Here is a 16,895-nt window from a genome sequence, read left to right on the forward strand (position 1 = left end):
GCGGGGAAAGGGCTTCTGTCCTGTCTGACAGGACAGAAAAATGGCGTATACGCCATTGACTCCTGGAAAAATCAGACTCCCGGGAGTATTGGCATTATAGCACACATGTGACGCACTTGTAAAGCAAATGTTTCAAAAGTGTTACATGGAGGTTGTCCGCAGGAGCTCCCGCCGCTTTACCCCAGCAGATGGCAGGCCGCCCAATGGCCCGGCGCGTGCTCTTTGAATTCGGGAACGGCCTGCTTGCACTTGTCCGTGGCATACGGGCACCGGGTATGGAACCGGCAGCCCGTAGGCGGGTTCATGGGAGACGGGATGTCGCCCTCCAGCACGATCCGCTGCCGCGACCGGGAGACCTCCGGGTCCGGCACCGGCACCGCAGACAGCAGCGTCTTGGTATACGGGTGCAGGGGGTGCCGGTTCAGCTCATAGCTCTCCGCCAGCTCCACCAGACAGCCCAGATACATCACGCCGATCCGGTTGGAGATGTGCCGCACCACGCTCAGGTCGTGGGCGATGAAGAGATACGTCAGGCCCAGGTCCTGCTGCATGTCCTCCAGCATGTTCACCACCTGGGACTGGATCGAAACGTCCAGCGCCGAGATGGGCTCGTCGCACACGATGAACTCCGGCTTCACCGCCAGCGCGCGGGCGATGCCCACCCGCTGCTGCTGGCCTCCGGAGAATTCGTGGGGGTAGCGGTTGGCGTGCTCCGTGTTCAGGCCCACCTGCCCCAGCAGCTCCTTGATCCGGTCGGTCCGCTCCTGCTTGCTGCCGTAGAGCTTGTGGATATCCAGGGCCTCGCCGATGATCTCTCCCACCGTCATGCGGGGGTCCAGGGAGGCCGACGGGTCCTGGAAGATGATCTGCATCTTCCGCCGGTAGGGCAGCATGTTCACCGCCACCTTCTGTCCCACCGGCTTGCCGGCAGCGTCCAGCGTCCGCTCAAAGATGGTCTCCCCATCGTAGATGATCTTGCCCGACGTGGGCTCATGCAGCCGCAGGATGGTGCGGCCCAGGGTCGTCTTGCCGCAGCCCGACTCGCCCACCAAGCCCAGCGTCTCACCGCGGTGAATAAACAGCGACACGCTCTCCACCGCCTGTACCCCGGGGCCCTTCGTCCCCTTCACCGGGAAATACTTCTTGAGGTCCTGGACCTCCAGAAGGATCTTGTTCTCACTCATGGTCCGTGCCCTCCTCTGCCTTGGTATCGGGGGCCGTCTTATCCAGCGCGCCGCCCTCGGCGCCCAGCTTTTCACCCTTCTTGCGCTCCTGCACCCGCAGCCAGCAGGCCGACCGGTGGTCCTCCCCGATCTCCACATAGGGAGGCATCTGCTTCAGGCAGATCTTCATGCAGTGCTCGCACCGCGGCGCGAACGGACACCCCTCCGGCGGGTTCAGCATGTCCACCGGCGTGCCCTCGATGGGGATCAGCCGCTCGTAGCTCTCCGCGTCCACACGGGGCATGGACCGCAGCAGCCCTACCGTATACGGATGGCTGGGCCGGTAGAAGATGTCGTCCACCGGACCCTGCTCCACGATCTTGCCGGCGTACATCACGCTCACCTTGTCGCAGATCTCCGCCACCACGCCCAGGTTATGGGTGATGAAGATGATCCCCATGTGGGTCTTCTTCTGCAGGTCCTTCATCAACTCCAGGATCTGTGCCTGGATGGTCACGTCCAGCGCCGTCGTCGGCTCGTCCGCGATCAGCAGCTTGGGGTGGCAGATCAGCCCCATGGCGATCATCACCCGCTGCCGCATGCCGCCGGAAAACTCGTGGGGGTACTGCTTCATCCGCTTGGCCACGTTGTTGATCCCCACCAGCTCCAGCATCTCCATGGCGCGCTTCGACGCGTCCTCCTTGGAGATGCTCTTGTCGTGGGCCCGCAGCGCCTCGATGAGCTGGTTGCCCACCGTATACACCGGGTTCAGGCAGGTCATGGGGTTCTGGAAGATCATGGCCACCTCCCGGCCCCGGAAGTCCGTCATCTCCTCCTTCGTCTTGGCCAGCACATCCTGGCCCTCGAAGGTGATGGACCCGCCGATCACCTTGCCCGGGGACTGCAGAAGGCCAATGATGGAGTACGCCTCCACACTCTTGCCCGAGCCTGACTCGCCCACAATGCCCATGACCTCGTCATAGTTCAGATCATAGCTGATCCCGCCGACCGCCTTCACTTCGCCCGCAGGCGTGAAGAAGGAGACCCGCAGGTCCTGGACCTCCAGCAGCTTGCCGGACTTCTGCTCCTGCGTTGTATTGATATTCGATTCCATGTCGTCTCCTCCTTCCTTATTTCTTCAGTCTCGGGTCCAGAGCGTCCCGCAGGCCGTCTCCGAACAGGTTGAAGGAGAGGATCATGACGCTGAGGATGATGGCCGGGAAAAACAGCCGGTATGGATAGGAATACATGCCCTGAAGCGCCTCCGATGCCATGGACCCCAGGCTGGTCATGGGCGCCGAAACGCCCACGCCCAGGAAGGACAGGAAGGACTCCAGGAAGATAGCGGAGGGAATTTGCAGGCAGGTGGTCACCACCAACTGCCCGATGCAGTTGGGCAGCAGGTGCCGCTTGATGATCCGGCCGCTGGAGGCGCCCAGGGCCCGGGCGGCGGTGACGTACTCCTGCTGCTTCACCTGGAGGACCTGGCCGCGGATGATGCGGCTCATGCCCACCCAGTACAGCATGCCGAAGGCCATAAACATGGAGATCAGGTTGGCCCCCATGGTGGCCACAAAGGCCGAGCCCGGCCCGCTGTAGGCCTTGATGGCCTCGCCCAGCATGGCCGACAGCAGCAGGATAACCAGCACCTCGGGGACCGAGTAGATGACCTCCACGATCCGCTGCATCACCGCGTCCACCTTGCCGCCGAAGTAGCCCGAAATGGACCCGTACGTCGCCCCGATGATGAGCACCAGCAGCGCCGCGCACACACCCACCAGCATGGACACCCGGGTGCCTACCATCACGCGCACCATGATGTCCCGCCCGAATTTATCCGTGCCGAACACGTGGGGGAACACCGACTCCCCCGCCGCCTTCCGCTCCAGCTCCTTGTTGGAGTAGCCGAACAGGTGGGTCTTGATTCCCAGCTCATGCCGCAGATAAGACTCCAGCTCGTCTCCGGACAGCACATTGCCCTCCTCGTCCGTGTAGGTGCTGGACGCCTTGGCGTTGGCGCGCACCACCGCCGCGTCCACCGCGGTAAAGGGCCTGCCCTCCGCCTCCGCCTTGGCCCGGGCCTCTTCCACGGCCTGCTCCGGGTCCTTGGTGTTCAGCGCCTCCGCCAGCTTGGCCTGGTCCTCCAGGCTCGTATGCCACGGGTGCAGGTTTTCCGCGCCCTTGTTGAACTGGTCATAGCCGTAGGGCACCACCATCGGGCCAACAAAGGCGAACAGCATGATGGCCACCAGCACGCACAGCGCCACCATGGCCACCGTGTTCTTCCGCAGCCGCCGCCACGCGTCCGCCCAGTACGACACGCTTTTGCGCTGCTGAATGAAGTCCTCCTTCTCCGCCGCGCTGGCCTTGGAGAAGTCAGAGTCGGTCAGGTCGTTCCAGTGCAGGATATCCTCCACGTCGGGCTGCAGAGAGCCAAAGCGAGGCTTGTTTTTATGGTCCGCCATTGGTCAGTCTACCCCCTTGGCCAGATTGATACGCGGGTCTACCACCTTATAAAGGATGTCCACCGCCAGATTCATCAGTACGATAAAGGTCGCCAGGAAAATGACCGTCCCCATAATCATCGGGTAGTCCAGCGCCGTGATCGACTGCACGAAGGACCGGCCCAGACCGGGGATGTTGAACACTTTCTCCACCACGAAGCCGCCGCACAGAGTAAAGGCGGTCAGGGGGCCCAGGTAAGTAATGACTGGGATCAGCGCGTTGCGCAGCGCGTGCTTGAAGATAATGGGCGCCGTCTTCAGGCCCTTGGCCCGCGCTGTCTTGATATACTCCTGGTTGATGGCGTCCAGCATGGACGACCGGGTCAGCCGCGCAATGTAGCACATGGGATACAGCCCCAGGCACAGGCACGGCAGGATATAGCCCCGGATGCCGTTGGCCTCCGAGAAGGTGTTCGGGAAGAAGTGCAGCGCCTCCACACCCCCGCAGAACACCACCATCAGCGTACTGGCCACCACAAAGGCCGGCAGCGACACGCCCAGCGTGCACACCACCCGCAGGATGCTGTCCGTCAGCTTCCCCCGCCGGTACGCCGCCAGGCACCCCAACGGCACCCCCACCAGCGTGGCCCAGGCCACCGCCACGATGCCCAGTTTGGCGGAGATGGGGAACTTCTCCATAATCATCTCCAGCACCGGCCGGTTCTTCGACATCTTGATCGACGTGCCGAAGTCTCCCTGCAGCAGGTTGCTCATGTACCGGATGTACTGCTCCGGCAGCGGCTTATCCAGCCCGTATTTCTCGTTCAGCGCGTCGATGACGCTTTGCGGCGGCGTTTTCTCCGCCAGCCACGGATTACCCGGCGCCGCGTTCATCAGGAAAAAGGTCAGCGTCGCCACCAGAAATACCGTCAGCAGCGCCATCAATACCCGTTTCACCAGATATTTTGCCATTTTTTCACTTCCTACAATTCGTTCTTTCTGTTTGGACGCTCCGCGCCCATGCCTCCACAAGCGGACAGCCGCGCACCGGACGTCTGGGCAGGGGTCCGCGGGCGGCTGTCAAAGTGTTTCCGATTTTCATATTTTATACTATTCTTACTTCTCCGTCAAGGTGTTGTGCTTTTCAAATTGATGCTAAATCCTTCATGTCCTGCAATGGTTTTCTGTTTGAAAACACAAAACCAGTCTTCTGTCCTCGTGTCAGAGGCACTTTTGAGGGCAGCGCATTTTTTGACGCTTTACATTGCAAAAGCGGCGGACCTACGCCCTTGCGTCGGTCCGCCGCTGCCCTTCCGTCCGTATGCCCGTTTCCGGCCGCCGGGGGCCTCTCAGTCGAATCCCAGGCCCATATAGCCCTTCCGCTCGTTGCGCCAAGCGGCCTCCAGCTCCGGGTTGTACCACTTGACCATGCCAAACGCCTGCAAATAGCTGCCGGGCAGCCCATCCCAGAAGGGAGGCGTGCGCAGATGATAGCGGACGGCGGGCAGCTCCCGGGCCAACAGGGCGGCCGCCCCGGCCATGGCGGGAGCTGGGATAATCAGCTCCTTGACCAGCACCGAGTCCTCGTTGAGGTATTCGGCGGCGGCGCAGCCCTGCGTGCCGTTCACGTTCAGCAGATAAAGTCCGCTGTTGGCCATCCGGGACAACCCCTCCTGGTAGCCGATGGCGCCGTCGGCATAGGAGACCCGGAAGGTCCCCTCCAACAGCCGCTCCCGCACCCGGTTATACGTCTCCGGATCGGCGGGGGCGAGGGTGTCCCCCGCGCAGTTCCGCCGGGCCATGTACTGTAGCAGCTCCACCTTCCGGGTGGCAAAGCACTCGGAGAAGCCGGCGGCGGCGAAGAAGCGGTGGAGGCTGGCCTCGGCGGGAACGATGGTGACGCAGTCCAGCTTTTTCTCCTGGAGGTAAAAATCTACATAGTTGAGGATAAACCGGCCGAAGCCCTTCTTCCGGGCCCCGGGGTGGGTGGCCAGAGCATAGATGTACGCCGAGCTGGCCTGGGCTCCGTCCGGCAGAGACAGGGTGACGGGGAAGAGGGCCACCATGGTCTCCAGGGCCCCGTCCTCCAGCAGCACCAGGGTCTCCACACCGGCTGGCCGGTGGGTATAGAAATAGTCGATATAGGCGTCGTCGTCCCCAAAGGACAGCTTCCACAGCTCCTTTTGCCGGGTCTCCTCCCCGGGGCGGGCGGGTCTGATCTCGATCATGGGGTCACCTTCTTTCTCTGCCGCGCTCTACCGCTGGGTCGCGGCGTATTTTTCCACCATCCGGTCGGGGTAGTAGGATTCCTTGGCCTTGCGCAGGCCCTCCACCCCCATGTCGTCCTCCCGGTTGAGGTACCGGACGTTGGGGTGCTTGGCCCGGACCCACCGGGCAAATTCCCGGTTGATCATGGCGTAGGCCCCCTGGAGCTCGCCGTAGGCCTTCTCAAAGTGGACGTCGTAGGTGTCGGAGTTGAGGCGGTCCCCCATGGTAAAGGCCACTACCTCCCCGTACACCCGGATGAGCCCCCCCTCCAGGCCCAGAGCGTGGTAATGGTCCATGGCGGTGCGCAGGGCGATGCCCTCGTCGCCCAGGTCCCGCTCTTCGGCGGCGCCCTCCCGGACCATGCTGCGCCGATACCACTCCTGATCCATTTCCAGGCACTCGGGCAGGGTTTGGGGGGTGATTTCCTCATAGACCCAGGAGGGGTTATTGTCCATAAAGCGGTTGATGTGGTTGCGCTTGGCGTGGAGCTTTTTGCCGGTCAGATCGGCCAGGCGGTCGATGTCGTAGAGGTAATCGAAGCCGTCCCGGTCGGCCTCATAGGCAAAGCGGCCGGGCATGAGCCGGTCCAGCTCCTCCATCTGCCGGGTGGTGAGGCAGACCAGCCGCAGGGGCTGCCGCCGCTCGTCGGCCTCCCGGGCCAGGATGTCGATGGCGGCGGCCAAGTCGCCGCTGCCCGCCGGATACATGTAGCTGCACCCCATCCGTCCGCACAGATGAGTGACCAGAAACCCGTCCACCTGGGCGATCTCCTGGCCATAGGCCCGGCTCCAGACAAACAGATTGGTAAAATTATAGTCGCAGCCCCGGTAGTCCGCCTGGGCCAGCAGGGCGTCCACCCAGGCTTTGTCCGAGGGCTGCGGCGTTCGGAAGTCGATCATATCGGTTTCATTCTCCTTGGCAATGCTTTCTAATACGAAATTCTATCACGAAGTCCTCCCCAACGCAAGGAAAACCCGCCGATTTTGCCCGGCATTTCACCCGGTCACCGACCGTCCCAGCGGCAGCGGGCCAAATCCACCCGCCCGTCGGGGGTGAAGGGGACTCCCTCCGCCTCCAGCATGGCCCGCTGGACCCCAGGGCCAAAGGCGTGCTCCCGGATGACGCCGTCCCGGGCCATCACCCGGTGGCAGGGAATGGCGGAGTCGGTACAGGCCGCCATGGCGTAGCCCACCGCCCGGGAGGCCCGGGGGCTGCCCGTCATCAGGGCGAGCTGGCCGTAGGTGGCCGCCCGGCCGGGCGGAATCTGCCGCACCAGGGCATATACCTTGTCATAATAGCTCACCGTCCGGCCTCCTCCCGTCCCTTTTGAGGACAGCTCCCTTCTTCCGCATCATGCTCCAGTCCGATAGAAAATTAGTATAACACGTTTGGCCCGTGAAAAACCAGGCCGGGCGCAAAAAGCTCCGGGCGCTGGCATGCAGCGCCCGGAGCCGGCCCCGGCGCTCAATAGCCGGGGTAGACGTCGCTCTTTCTGGGCAGGATGATGGCGGCGATGAGGTAGACCCAGAAGCCCAGCGAGAAGCTGACGACGGTGAGCACCACCCACAACAGCCGCACCAGGCTGGGGTCCATGTTAAAATATTCGGCCACGCCGCCGCAGACGCCGGCCAGCATCCCATGGTCCAGGCGATAGAGCTTTTTCGGTTCGTTCATAGCAACCCCTCCTTCATTTGTATTCAGTATACGGCCCAAGGATGAAAAAAACCAGAGAGAAAAGATTAAAAATCCTTAAAATCCAGCCCTATTTCCCCTCGACCTCCAGCAGAACGCCCTTTTCATACTTCAGGCGGGCCACCTCGTTTTTGGTGGTCTTCTGGATGTCGTCCATGCGCATCTCTTCGGTGATGGTGGACACCAGGGTGTAGGCCACGCCGTGACGCTTGGCCCGGCCGGTGCGGCCGATGCGGTGGACGTAATACTCGTTCTCGTCCGGCACGTCGTAGTTGAACACCACGTCCACGTCGTCAATGTCCAGGCCCCGGGCGGCCACGTCGGTGGCCACCAGCACCCGAAGCTCTCCCCTGCGGAACTTGTTCAGGGTCTGCTCCCGGACCCGCTGCTGGATGTCACCGTGGATGGCCTCGGCGGAGATGCCCTTCATCTTCATCAGGCCGGCCAGCCGGTCGGTCATATTCTTGGTGTTGCAGAAGGCGATGGCCCGCTCGTAGCTGCCCGCCTCCAGCAGCTTGACGGTGATGTCCACCTTCTCCCCCCGGTCCACGGCGATGCGGTACTGCTGGATGTCCGGCTTGTTCTGCTCGTCGGCCCGGACCACGATCTCCACCGGGTCCCTCTGGTATACCCAGGAGATATCCATCACCTCCCGGGAGATGGTGGCGGAAAACATGCCCAGGTTCTTCCGGGACTTGATCTGGTCCAGGATGCGGGTCACGTCGTGGATGAAGCCCATATCCAGCATCCGGTCGGCCTCGTCCAGCACCACGGTCTGGACCTGATCCAGCCGGACGGTGCGGCGCTTCATGTGGTCCATCAGGCGGCCGGGGGTGGCCACCACGATCTGGGGCTTTTTCTTGAGCTGGGTGATCTGCTTTTCGATGGGCTGTCCGCCATAGAGCACCACGGCCCGGACCCCCTCCTTGAATTCACACAGGTCCCGCAGCTCCTCCATAATCTGGATGGCCAGCTCCCGGGTGGGGGCCAGCACCAGGCCCTGAACCGCGTCCGACGCCGGGTCCACGTGCTCTACCATGGGGATGCCGAAGGCAAAGGTCTTGCCGGTGCCGGTAGGGGCCTTGGCGATCACGTCCCTCCACTCCATAAAATAGGGGATGGCCCCGCCCTGGACGGGGGTGGCCTGGACGTAGCCCTTCTTTTCAATGGCCCTCATCAGTTCGGGGGATAGCTCCAGTTGGTCGTAGCGCACGACCTCGTTGACCTGCTCACCGTTGATTTCCATGGGTGCAAAAGTCCTTTCCATTTCGATTTGCCTGATTCAAGGTCTCCCACAGGCATCGAAACTCCCTTTCGTACCCAAACGCCCGCGCTCCGGGGCGCGACCTCAAATCCAACTGCCGGGCCCGGCCCGGCGCAGTTCGCGCGACCACTATATCACAGTCCGGCCTGTTGCGCAAGCCCGGCTCCGGACCGACGGCCGGCCTCTTTCCTCCGCCGGAACACGTGGACCCGGAAGTCTGCCGTCACCCGCAGGCCGTCCAGGACGGCCAGGCGTTCCGCTCCCGCCCTGGGGGTCTTCCAGTAGTAGGGGGTCATGCGAAACAGGTCCGCCAGAGTCTCCCGGTCGGGCAGGTCCAGCGCCGCCGTCACGGGCACGATGTCGAGATATTCCAAGCCCTCATAGGGCGTCTCGGCCTCCCGGTTCCGATAGGGTGCGTCGTACAGCACCTGCTTGAGCTCCCACAGGTGCCGGGCGGCGGGCACCACATAGAGGTAGGTCCCGCCGGGCCGCAGCACCCGCCGAAACTCCTCCAGAGCCAGGGGGGAGAAGCAGTTGAGCAGCAGGTCCGCCGAGGCGTCCGCCACCGGCAGATGGTACACCGACGCCACGGCAAACTCGGCGTTCTTCTCCCGCCGGGCCGCCCAGCGCAGGGAGGGCTTCGACAGGTCCACCCCCGCCATCCGGACCGGACGGCCGGTCTCCATCAGGGCCCGGTACACCCCGGCGGTGTAATACCCCTCGCCGCAGCCGGAGTCCAGCACCGCCGGAGCCGCCGTCTCCCCCAGGCACTCCAGCGCCAGCTCACACAGGGTCCGCCGCAGGGGAGCGTACCACCCCCCGGACAAAAAACGGTTCCGGGCGGCGGCCATATCCCTGTCGTCACCGGGGGCCCGGGCGTGCTTCCGGTTGGCGGGGAGGAGGTGCACGTATCCCTCCCGGGCGATGTCGTAGCTGTGCCCGTTGGGGCAGGTGTAGGCCCGCTCCCCCCGGTCCAGGGGAGCGGCGCAGACGGGGCAGCGGAACAGGCTCTCCATATGCCCCCCTCCTTTTCTCAAAAAGCTGCTTTCAGATATACCACAATCCCCGGAACTTGTCCAATTTTTCTCTAGGATTTCCTCCGCCGTTATGATATAATACCTCTTCGAATGATGATTTCTATATAAAAAGGAGTACGACATGATCACTGTTTCCGATCTGGGCCTCCAATACAGCGGCCAGCCCCTCTTTTCCCACGTGGACCTGCAGTTCGTCAAGGGGAACTGCTACGGCATCATCGGCGCCAACGGCGCGGGGAAATCCACCTTTTTGAAGATCCTTTCCGGCGAGCTGGAGCCCACCTCCGGCGAGGTGTCCATTCTGCCCAAGACCCGCATGTCGGTGCTCAAGCAGGACCAGAACGCCTACAACGCCTATACCGTCATGGACACGGTCATCATGGGCAACCAGCGCCTGTACGACATCGGCAAGGAGAAGGAGGCCCTCTACGCCAAGGAGGACATGACGGAGGAAGACGGTATCCGCGCCTGCGAGCTGGAGGAGGAATACGCCGAGCTGGGCGGCTGGGAGAGCGAGTCCGACGCCAGCCGTATCCTCCAGGGCCTGGGCATCCCGGTGTCCATGCACTATGACGTGATGGAGAACGTGGACGGCCGGCTGAAGGTGAAGGTGCTGCTGGCCCAGGCGCTGTTCGGCAATCCGGATATCCTGCTGCTGGACGAGCCCACCAACAACCTGGACATCAACGCCATCAACTGGCTGGAGGACTTTTTGCTGGACTTCGAGGGCACCGTCATCGTGGTCAGCCACGACCGGCACTTCCTCAACACCATCTGCACCCACATCGTGGACATCGACTACAACAAGATCAAAATGTACGTGGGCAACTACGACTTCTGGTATGACGCCTCCCAGCTCATGCAGAACCTGATGAAGAACCAGAGCAAGAAGAATGAGGAGAAGGCCCAGGAGCTCAAGGAGTTCATCTCCCGGTTCTCCGCCAACAAGTCCAAGAGCAAGCAGGCCACCGCCCGCCGGAAGCTGCTGGAGAAGATCACCCTGGAGGAGATCCCCGCCTCCTCCCGCCGCTACCCCTGGGTGGCCTTCTCCCCCGACCGGGAGGTGGGCAAGGACATTCTGTTCGTCACCGACGTGAGCAAGACGGTGGACGGCGTGAAGCTGCTGGACCACGTCTCCTTTACGGTAAATCACGGCGACAAGATCGCCTTCGTGGGCGAGAACGAAAACGCCCACACCGCCCTGTTCAAGATCCTCACCGGCGAGTGGGAGCCCGACGAGGGCACCGTGAAGTGGGGCCAGACGGCCACCTTCTCCTACTTCCCCAAGGATAACACCGAGTTCTTCCAGGACTGCGGGGACAATCTGGTGGAGTGGCTGCGCCAGTTCTCCGAGGACAAGCACGAAGCCTATCTGCGGGGCTTCCTGGGCCGGATGCTCTTCTCCGGCGACGAGGTGTACAAGCCCGTCAAGGTCCTGTCCGGCGGCGAGAAGGTGCGGTGCATGCTCTCCCGGATGATGCTCTCCGGGGCCAACGTGCTGCTGCTGGACCAGCCCACCAACCACCTGGACCTGGAGTCCATCGCCGCCGTCAACAACGGGCTGGAGGCGGTGAAGTGCAACGTGCTCTTCTCCTCCCACGACCACCAGATGGTCCAGACCGTGGCCAACCGCATCTTTGACTTCACCGCCGACGGCCGGCTCATCGACCGTCTGATGACCTACGACGAGTATCTGGAGCGGGTGGCACAGGAGGCGCAGGGCTGAGGGCCTCCCGCGTCGGGCGCAGGGCCCATGGCCCCGGCGGACACTCCGACGCGGCCCCGGACCGCCTTGTCGGCCGGACCTCTTTTCCATCCTCCCAAAACGTGGTATACTGATCTGAACTCTTTTTTCAGAGAGGACTTGAACACATGCGGAAAGATATCCTGCTTCCCGGCGTGGCCGTGGCGGGCGGAGCGGCGGGCTTTCTCCTGCGCCGTTGGGAGCTCTCCACCGCCTTCGAGCCGGACACCGGCCTGCCCGTGGCCGGAGCCCCCGCCACCTGGGCCCTCATCGCCCTGACCGTGGTGGTGGCCGCCGTGCTGGCCGTGCTGTGCCGGGGCACCCATCGGGTCTTCCCCGGCGGCTATGACGAGGCCTTCGGCGCCCCCAACAACGCCCTGTATCTGACGGTCCTGGTGGCCGCCGCCTTTTTGATGGCCGCCTCCGGCCTGCTCACCTTCCTGCTCTACCTGCGGCACGACGTGACGGCCTTCTCCCGGGTGCTGCTGGCCCTGATGAGTCTGGTATCCGCCGCGTGCCTGTTCGTGGTGGGCAAAAACAACTACCGCATGGAGGGCCGCGGCAAGTACAGCGCCGCCCTGCTTCTGCCGTCCTACACCTGCTGTCTGTGGCTCATCTCGGCCTATCAGGCCCGCTCCGCCGACCCGGTGATCCTGGACTACGTCTACCAGCTCTTTGCCGTCATCGCCGCGGTGCTGGGCACCTACTTTACGGCGGGCTTTGCCTTTGAGCGCGCCAAGGTCTTTCGGGCCTCCTTCTTCTCGCTGCTGGGCGTCTACTTCTGCCTGGTGACCCTGGCCGACCGCCATGATGTGTCCATGCTGCTGCTGTTTGTGGCCTTCGCCCTCTACCTGCTGGCCACCACCGTCCTTCTGCAGTACAACGCCGCCCGGCCGGAGGGCCCGCGAATGCCCCGCCGGCTGCAACCGGAAGATACCGGAGAGACTGAAATCAATAGGGAGGGAACCCCGGATGAAGGATAAAAACACCTTTTATATCACCACGCCCATCTATTACCCGTCCGACAAGCTCCACATCGGCCACACCTACTGCACCGTGGCCACCGACGCCATGGCCCGCTACAAACGCCTGCAGGGATACGAGGTCATGTTCCTCACCGGCACCGACGAGCATGGCCAGAAGATCGAGGACAAGGCCCGGGAGGCCGGTCTGGCCCCCAAGGCCTTCGTGGACAACATCGTGGAGGGCCCCCGTGGGGTGCTGGACCTGTGGAAGCTGATGAACATCAGCAACGACCGCTTTATCCGCACCACCGACGACTATCACATGGAGTCGGTGCAGAAGATTTTTAAGCAGCTCTATGAGCAGGGGGACATCTACAAGGGCAAATACGTGGGCAAATACTGCAAGCCCTGCGAGTCCTTCTGGACCGAGACCCAGCTCGTGGACGGCAAGTGCCCCGACTGCGGCCGGGAGGTGGTGGACGCCGAGGAGGAGGCTTACTTCTTCAAGCTGTCCAAGTACGCCGACCGCATCCAGCACCTGCTGGAGGATACCGACTTCCTCGAGCCCCGCAGCCGGGTCAACGAGATGGTCAACAACTTCATCAAGCCCGGCCTGGAGGACCTTTGCGTCTCCCGGACCAGCTTTTCCTGGGGCGTGCCCGTGGATTTCGACCCGGGCCACGTGGTGTACGTCTGGATCGACGCCCTGTCGAACTACATCAACGCCCTGGGCTACGACAATGAGAAGTACCACGACTTTGACCAGTTCTGGCCCGCCGACGTGCACTTCGTGGGCAAGGAGATCGTCCGCTTTCACTCCATCATCTGGCCCGCCATCCTGATGGCTCTGGACCTGCCCCTGCCCAAGAAGGTGTACGGCCACGGCTGGCTGCTGCTGGACGGCGGCAAAATGAGCAAGTCCAAGGGCAACGTGGTGGACCCCTACCTGCTGGCCGAGCGCTATGGCGTGGACGCCCTGCGGTACTTCCTGCTGCGGGAGTTCCCCTTCGGCTCCGACGGCAACTTCTCCAACGAGGCCCTTATCACCCGCATCAATACCGACCTGGCCAACGACCTGGGCAACCTGGTCTCCCGCACGGTGTCCATGGTGGGCAAGTACTTCCCAGGCGGCAAGCTGCCCGCCGCCCAGACCGCCGATCCTCTGGACGACGAGCTGGCGGCCCTGGGGGCCGGCCTGCGGGAGAAATACGAGGCCCAGATGGAAAAATACGCCTTCCAGAATGCCCTGATAGAGGTCTTTACCGTCATCGGCCGGGCCAACAAGTATATCGACGAGAACAAGCCCTGGGTGCTGGCCAAGGACCTGGAGGCCAACGGCCCCCGTCTGGCCCGGGTGATGTATAACCTGCTGGAGTCCATCCGCATATCCGCCGTGCTGCTCACCCCCTTTATGCCCCAGACCTGTGAGAAGATCTTTGCCCAGATCGGGGCGGACGCCTCTCTTCAGACCTGGGAGAGCGCCGGCGCCTGGGGCCGGCTGCCTGCCGACGCCCAGGTCAGCCGGGGGGACAACCTCTTCCCCCGCATCGACGTGAAGAAGGAGCTGGAGGAGCTGGAGAAAGCGTCTGAGGCGGCCAAGCAGGCAGCCCAGGACGCCAAGGAGCCAGAGTATATCACCATCGACGACTTTGCCAAGGTGAAGTTCCTGACCTGCAAGGTGCTGGAGTGCGACGCGGTGAAGAAGTCCAAGAAGCTGCTCCGCTTCACCCTGGACTGCGGCGAGGGCCAGACCCGGCAAATCCTCTCCGGCATCCACGAGTATTACGAGCCCGAGGACCTGGTGGGCAAGACCCTGGTGGCCTGCGTCAATCTGGCCCCCCGAAAGATGATGGGCCTGGAGTCCAACGGGATGCTCATTTCCGCCGTGAAGGAGATCGACGGCAAGGAGCAGCTCCACCTGCTGATGCTGGACGACAAGGTGCCCGCCGGCTTTGAGCTGTGCTGACCGGACAACGAAAGAGCTCGCCCCCGACCGGGGCGGGCTCTTTTGTTATTTGGGATCGGGACCCATGGCCTGGAGCAACTGGTCCACCGCCGCCCGCTGTTCGTCGTTCAGGCGGCGGTAGCCGCTGACCAGCCGGCGCTCTCGCTCGGTCAGGTCCATGGAAACAACGGCCAGGGCTTCGCCGTTGAGCAGTGTCCAGAGGGAGACGTCCAGCGCCTTGGCAATCCTCCGGGCGGCGTCAATCGAAGGGGTGCTCCTGCCGTTGACATAATCACTGATTGCACTTTGGGAGACCTCTGCTAGCTCCGCCACCTTGGACTGACTTTTGCCGCGCCAGTCCAGCAGTTCTTGCAACTTTTCCCCAAATGTCATCTGGATCGCCCCCTTTGTATGATTGCATTATATCCAGGTGGGGGGGCTTTTGATGTTTTGACCTAATTTCCAATAATTTTTACCGAAAAAAGATTGACATAATTTGTAACTCATTGTAGAATGGTTACAGTTTCCAAAAATACTTGGATTTTAAAAATGGAAGGAGACCTCCCGCTATGAAAGCAACCGGAATCGTAAGGACCGTAGACGAATTGGGCCGCATCGTCCTGCCCATCGAGCTCCGCAGGACCATGGGCATCCAGGATAAAGACCCGCTGGAGATCTCCGTGGACGAGGGGTGCATCCTCCTGACCAAATACCAGCCCTCCTGCGTCTTCTGTGGCGAGACCGCCGACGTGATTCTCTTCCGAGGCAAAAACGTCTGCCCCGCCTGCCGCCGGGCCCTGGCCCTTCTCTGACCCTCCGAACAACGGCGGGCCCTGACCTTCGTCAGGGCCCGCCTTGCTTTCTGCCAAAAAACATTGTATCATGGAACAAACCGACAACAGGAGCTGTAGACCATGTATTTCGACACCCATGCCCACTATTACGACGGCGCCTTTGAGCCCGACCGGGACGCACTGCTGGCCGCTCTGCCCGCCCGGGGACTGGCGCTGGCGGTCTGCCCCGGCTGTGATCTGGCGTCCTCCGCCGCCTCGGTGGCCCTGGCCGAGCGGTACGACTTCCTCTACGCCGCTGTGGGCTTCCACCCGGAGAACCTGGAGGGAGCCGCCCTGGCCGACCTGGACCAAGTCCGCGCCCTGGCCGCCCACCCCAGGGTCAGGGCCATTGGGGAGATCGGCCTGGACTACTACTGGGTCAAGACCCCCGAGGCCCGGGCCTTCTCCCGGGACTTCTTCGACGCCCAGCTCTCCCTGGCGGAGGAGCTGGACCTGCCTGCCATCGTCCACGACCGGGACGCCCACAAGGACTGCCTGGATATCGTCCGCTCCCACCCCAACGCCCGGGGCGTGTTCCACTGCTGCGCCCTCAGCCTGGAGGACGCCAAGGTGGCGGTGGACCGGGGCTGGATGCTCTCCTTCACCGGGAACATCACCTTCTCCAACGCCAGGCGGGCTCCGGAGGTGGTGCGCTGGGTCCCGCTGGACCGGCTCATGCTGGAGACCGACGCCCCCTACATGGCGCCCGAGCCCCACCGGGGGGAGCGGTGCGACTCTTCCTTCCTCCCCCTGACCGCCGCCCGTGTGGCCCAGCTCAAGGGGCTGGAGACCGGAGAAGTCCTCCGGGCCACCCTGGAAAACGGCAAACGGTTTTTCAACATTCTGTGAGGAGGTACAACCGTATGGAGACCATTTCCTATGCGTATGAAGGGGCGCTGTACGTTAACCTGACCAACCGGTGCGACTGCGCCTGCGTGTTCTGCCTGCGGCACAACGGCCACAATGGCAGTATCTACGCCGATGACCTGTGGCTGGACCACGAGCCCACCCGGGAGGAGGCCCTGGCCGACCTGCTCTCCCGGGACTTCTCCTGCTACCGGGAGCTGGTGTTCTGTGGCTTTGGGGAGCCCATGTTCCGCACCGACGACATCTGCTGGCTGGTGGATGCGCTGAAACAGGCCGTTCCCGCCCTGCCGCCGGTGCGCATCAACACCAACGGCCACGCCAATCTGATCCTGGGCCGGGACGTGACCCCCGATCTAAAGGGCCGCATCGACGTGCTGTCCATCTCCCTCAACGGTTCCACGGCGGAGGAGTACTGCGCCGTCACCCATCCCCGGGACGGGGAAGCGGCCTGGCAGGCCATGCTGGACTTTACCCGCCGGGCGGCAGGGTATGTGCCCACGGTGGTGATGACCATCGTCAACAAGGACAAGAGCCCGGCCGAGATCGCCGCCTGCCGGGCCCTGGCCGAGGGGCTGGGGGCCGTGCTGCGCATCCGGGAGTATATTCCCGACTGAACCGGCAAACCCTTGGGGCCCAGCCCCGCAAGCGGAACGTCTCGGTGGGGGAAAACTCC

The 16,895-nt window shown here is 62.9% G+C and carries 17 protein-coding genes; 6 read left to right on the forward strand and 11 right to left on the reverse strand.

The window, feature by feature from the left end; genetic code table 11:
* Positions 1-176: 176 nt before the first annotated feature.
* The 10 genes from BN2154_RS02535 to BN2154_RS02580 form a co-directional block, all read right to left on the reverse strand.
* Positions 177-1,184, reverse strand: a complete 1,008-nt coding sequence (locus tag BN2154_RS02535) for an ABC transporter ATP-binding protein (protein WP_050617294.1) — start codon at positions 1,182-1,184, stop codon at positions 177-179.
* Positions 1,177-2,277, reverse strand: coding sequence for an ABC transporter ATP-binding protein (locus BN2154_RS02540; RefSeq protein ID WP_050617295.1), 1,101 nt, complete (start codon positions 2,275-2,277; stop codon positions 1,177-1,179). Before BN2154_RS02540 ends, BN2154_RS02535 begins: the two co-directional genes overlap by 8 nt.
* A gap of 16 nt (positions 2,278-2,293) precedes the next feature.
* Positions 2,294-3,628 (reverse strand): ABC transporter permease, encoded by a 1,335-nt coding sequence (locus BN2154_RS02545; RefSeq protein WP_050617296.1) that lies wholly within the window; start codon positions 3,626-3,628, stop codon positions 2,294-2,296.
* A gap of 3 nt (positions 3,629-3,631) precedes the next feature.
* Positions 3,632-4,579, reverse strand: a complete 948-nt coding sequence (locus tag BN2154_RS02550) for an ABC transporter permease (RefSeq protein ID WP_050617297.1) — start codon at positions 4,577-4,579, stop codon at positions 3,632-3,634.
* A gap of 377 nt (positions 4,580-4,956) precedes the next feature.
* A complete protein-coding gene (locus BN2154_RS02555) occupies positions 4,957-5,835 on the reverse strand; it encodes a GNAT family N-acetyltransferase (protein WP_050617298.1) in 879 nt (292 codons plus the stop codon).
* A gap of 27 nt (positions 5,836-5,862) precedes the next feature.
* The gene (locus BN2154_RS02560) at positions 5,863-6,774 is read right to left on the reverse strand and encodes a DUF2156 domain-containing protein (RefSeq protein ID WP_050617299.1); all 912 of its coding nucleotides are present in this window, start codon (positions 6,772-6,774) and stop codon (positions 5,863-5,865) included.
* Positions 6,775-6,878: 104 nt separating this feature from the next.
* Complete coding sequence (locus BN2154_RS02565; protein WP_050617300.1) at positions 6,879-7,178, reverse strand: MGMT family protein; 300 nt, start codon at positions 7,176-7,178, stop codon at positions 6,879-6,881.
* Positions 7,179-7,339: 161 nt separating this feature from the next.
* Positions 7,340-7,549, reverse strand: a complete 210-nt coding sequence (locus BN2154_RS02570) for a PspC domain-containing protein (protein ID WP_050617301.1) — start codon at positions 7,547-7,549, stop codon at positions 7,340-7,342.
* 88 nt (positions 7,550-7,637) lie between these two features.
* Positions 7,638-8,813 (reverse strand): DEAD/DEAH box helicase, encoded by a 1,176-nt coding sequence (locus BN2154_RS02575; protein WP_050617302.1) that lies wholly within the window; start codon positions 8,811-8,813, stop codon positions 7,638-7,640.
* A 152-nt stretch (positions 8,814-8,965) separates the two neighbouring features.
* Entirely contained in the window at positions 8,966-9,847 is an 882-nt protein-coding gene (locus BN2154_RS02580) for a putative RNA methyltransferase (protein WP_050617303.1), read from the reverse strand.
* Between the two features lie 142 nt (positions 9,848-9,989).
* Here BN2154_RS02580 and BN2154_RS02585 point away from each other — a divergent pair, with 142 nt between their 5' ends.
* From BN2154_RS02585 to metG, 3 genes are all read left to right on the forward strand, one after another.
* Positions 9,990-11,594, forward strand: coding sequence for an ABC-F family ATP-binding cassette domain-containing protein (locus tag BN2154_RS02585; protein ID WP_050617304.1), 1,605 nt, complete (start codon positions 9,990-9,992; stop codon positions 11,592-11,594).
* A 146-nt stretch (positions 11,595-11,740) separates the two neighbouring features.
* Positions 11,741-12,595: a hypothetical protein gene (locus BN2154_RS02590; RefSeq protein WP_050617305.1), complete on the forward strand. Its 855-nt coding sequence runs from the start codon at positions 11,741-11,743 to the stop codon at positions 12,593-12,595.
* Positions 12,585-14,543 (forward strand): methionine--tRNA ligase, encoded by a 1,959-nt coding sequence (metG, locus tag BN2154_RS02595; protein ID WP_050617306.1) that lies wholly within the window; start codon positions 12,585-12,587, stop codon positions 14,541-14,543. The genes BN2154_RS02590 and metG overlap by 11 nt, the downstream gene beginning before the upstream one ends.
* 45 nt (positions 14,544-14,588) lie before the next feature.
* On the opposite strand, the gene BN2154_RS02600 is transcribed toward metG, so the two are convergent.
* A complete protein-coding gene (locus BN2154_RS02600; RefSeq protein WP_050617307.1) occupies positions 14,589-14,915 on the reverse strand; it encodes a helix-turn-helix domain-containing protein in 327 nt (108 codons plus the stop codon).
* A gap of 176 nt (positions 14,916-15,091) precedes the next feature.
* On the opposite strand from BN2154_RS02600, the gene BN2154_RS02605 reads away from it, so the two are divergent.
* From BN2154_RS02605 to BN2154_RS02615, 3 genes are all read left to right on the forward strand, one after another.
* Positions 15,092-15,334 carry an AbrB/MazE/SpoVT family DNA-binding domain-containing protein gene (locus BN2154_RS02605; protein WP_050617308.1) on the forward strand — a complete coding sequence of 81 codons (243 nt, stop codon included), beginning with the start codon at positions 15,092-15,094 and terminating at the stop codon, positions 15,332-15,334.
* A gap of 102 nt (positions 15,335-15,436) precedes the next feature.
* Positions 15,437-16,204: a TatD family hydrolase gene (locus BN2154_RS02610; protein ID WP_050617309.1), complete on the forward strand. Its 768-nt coding sequence runs from the start codon at positions 15,437-15,439 to the stop codon at positions 16,202-16,204.
* Positions 16,205-16,218: 14 nt separating this feature from the next.
* Complete coding sequence (locus tag BN2154_RS02615; RefSeq protein WP_050617310.1) at positions 16,219-16,836, forward strand: TatD family nuclease-associated radical SAM protein; 618 nt, start codon at positions 16,219-16,221, stop codon at positions 16,834-16,836.
* Positions 16,837-16,895: the final 59 nt, after the last annotated feature.

The sequence above is a fragment of the Intestinimonas massiliensis (ex Afouda et al. 2020) genome (assembly GCF_001244995.1).
Classification (GTDB): domain Bacteria; phylum Bacillota; class Clostridia; order Oscillospirales; family Oscillospiraceae; genus Intestinimonas; species Intestinimonas massiliensis.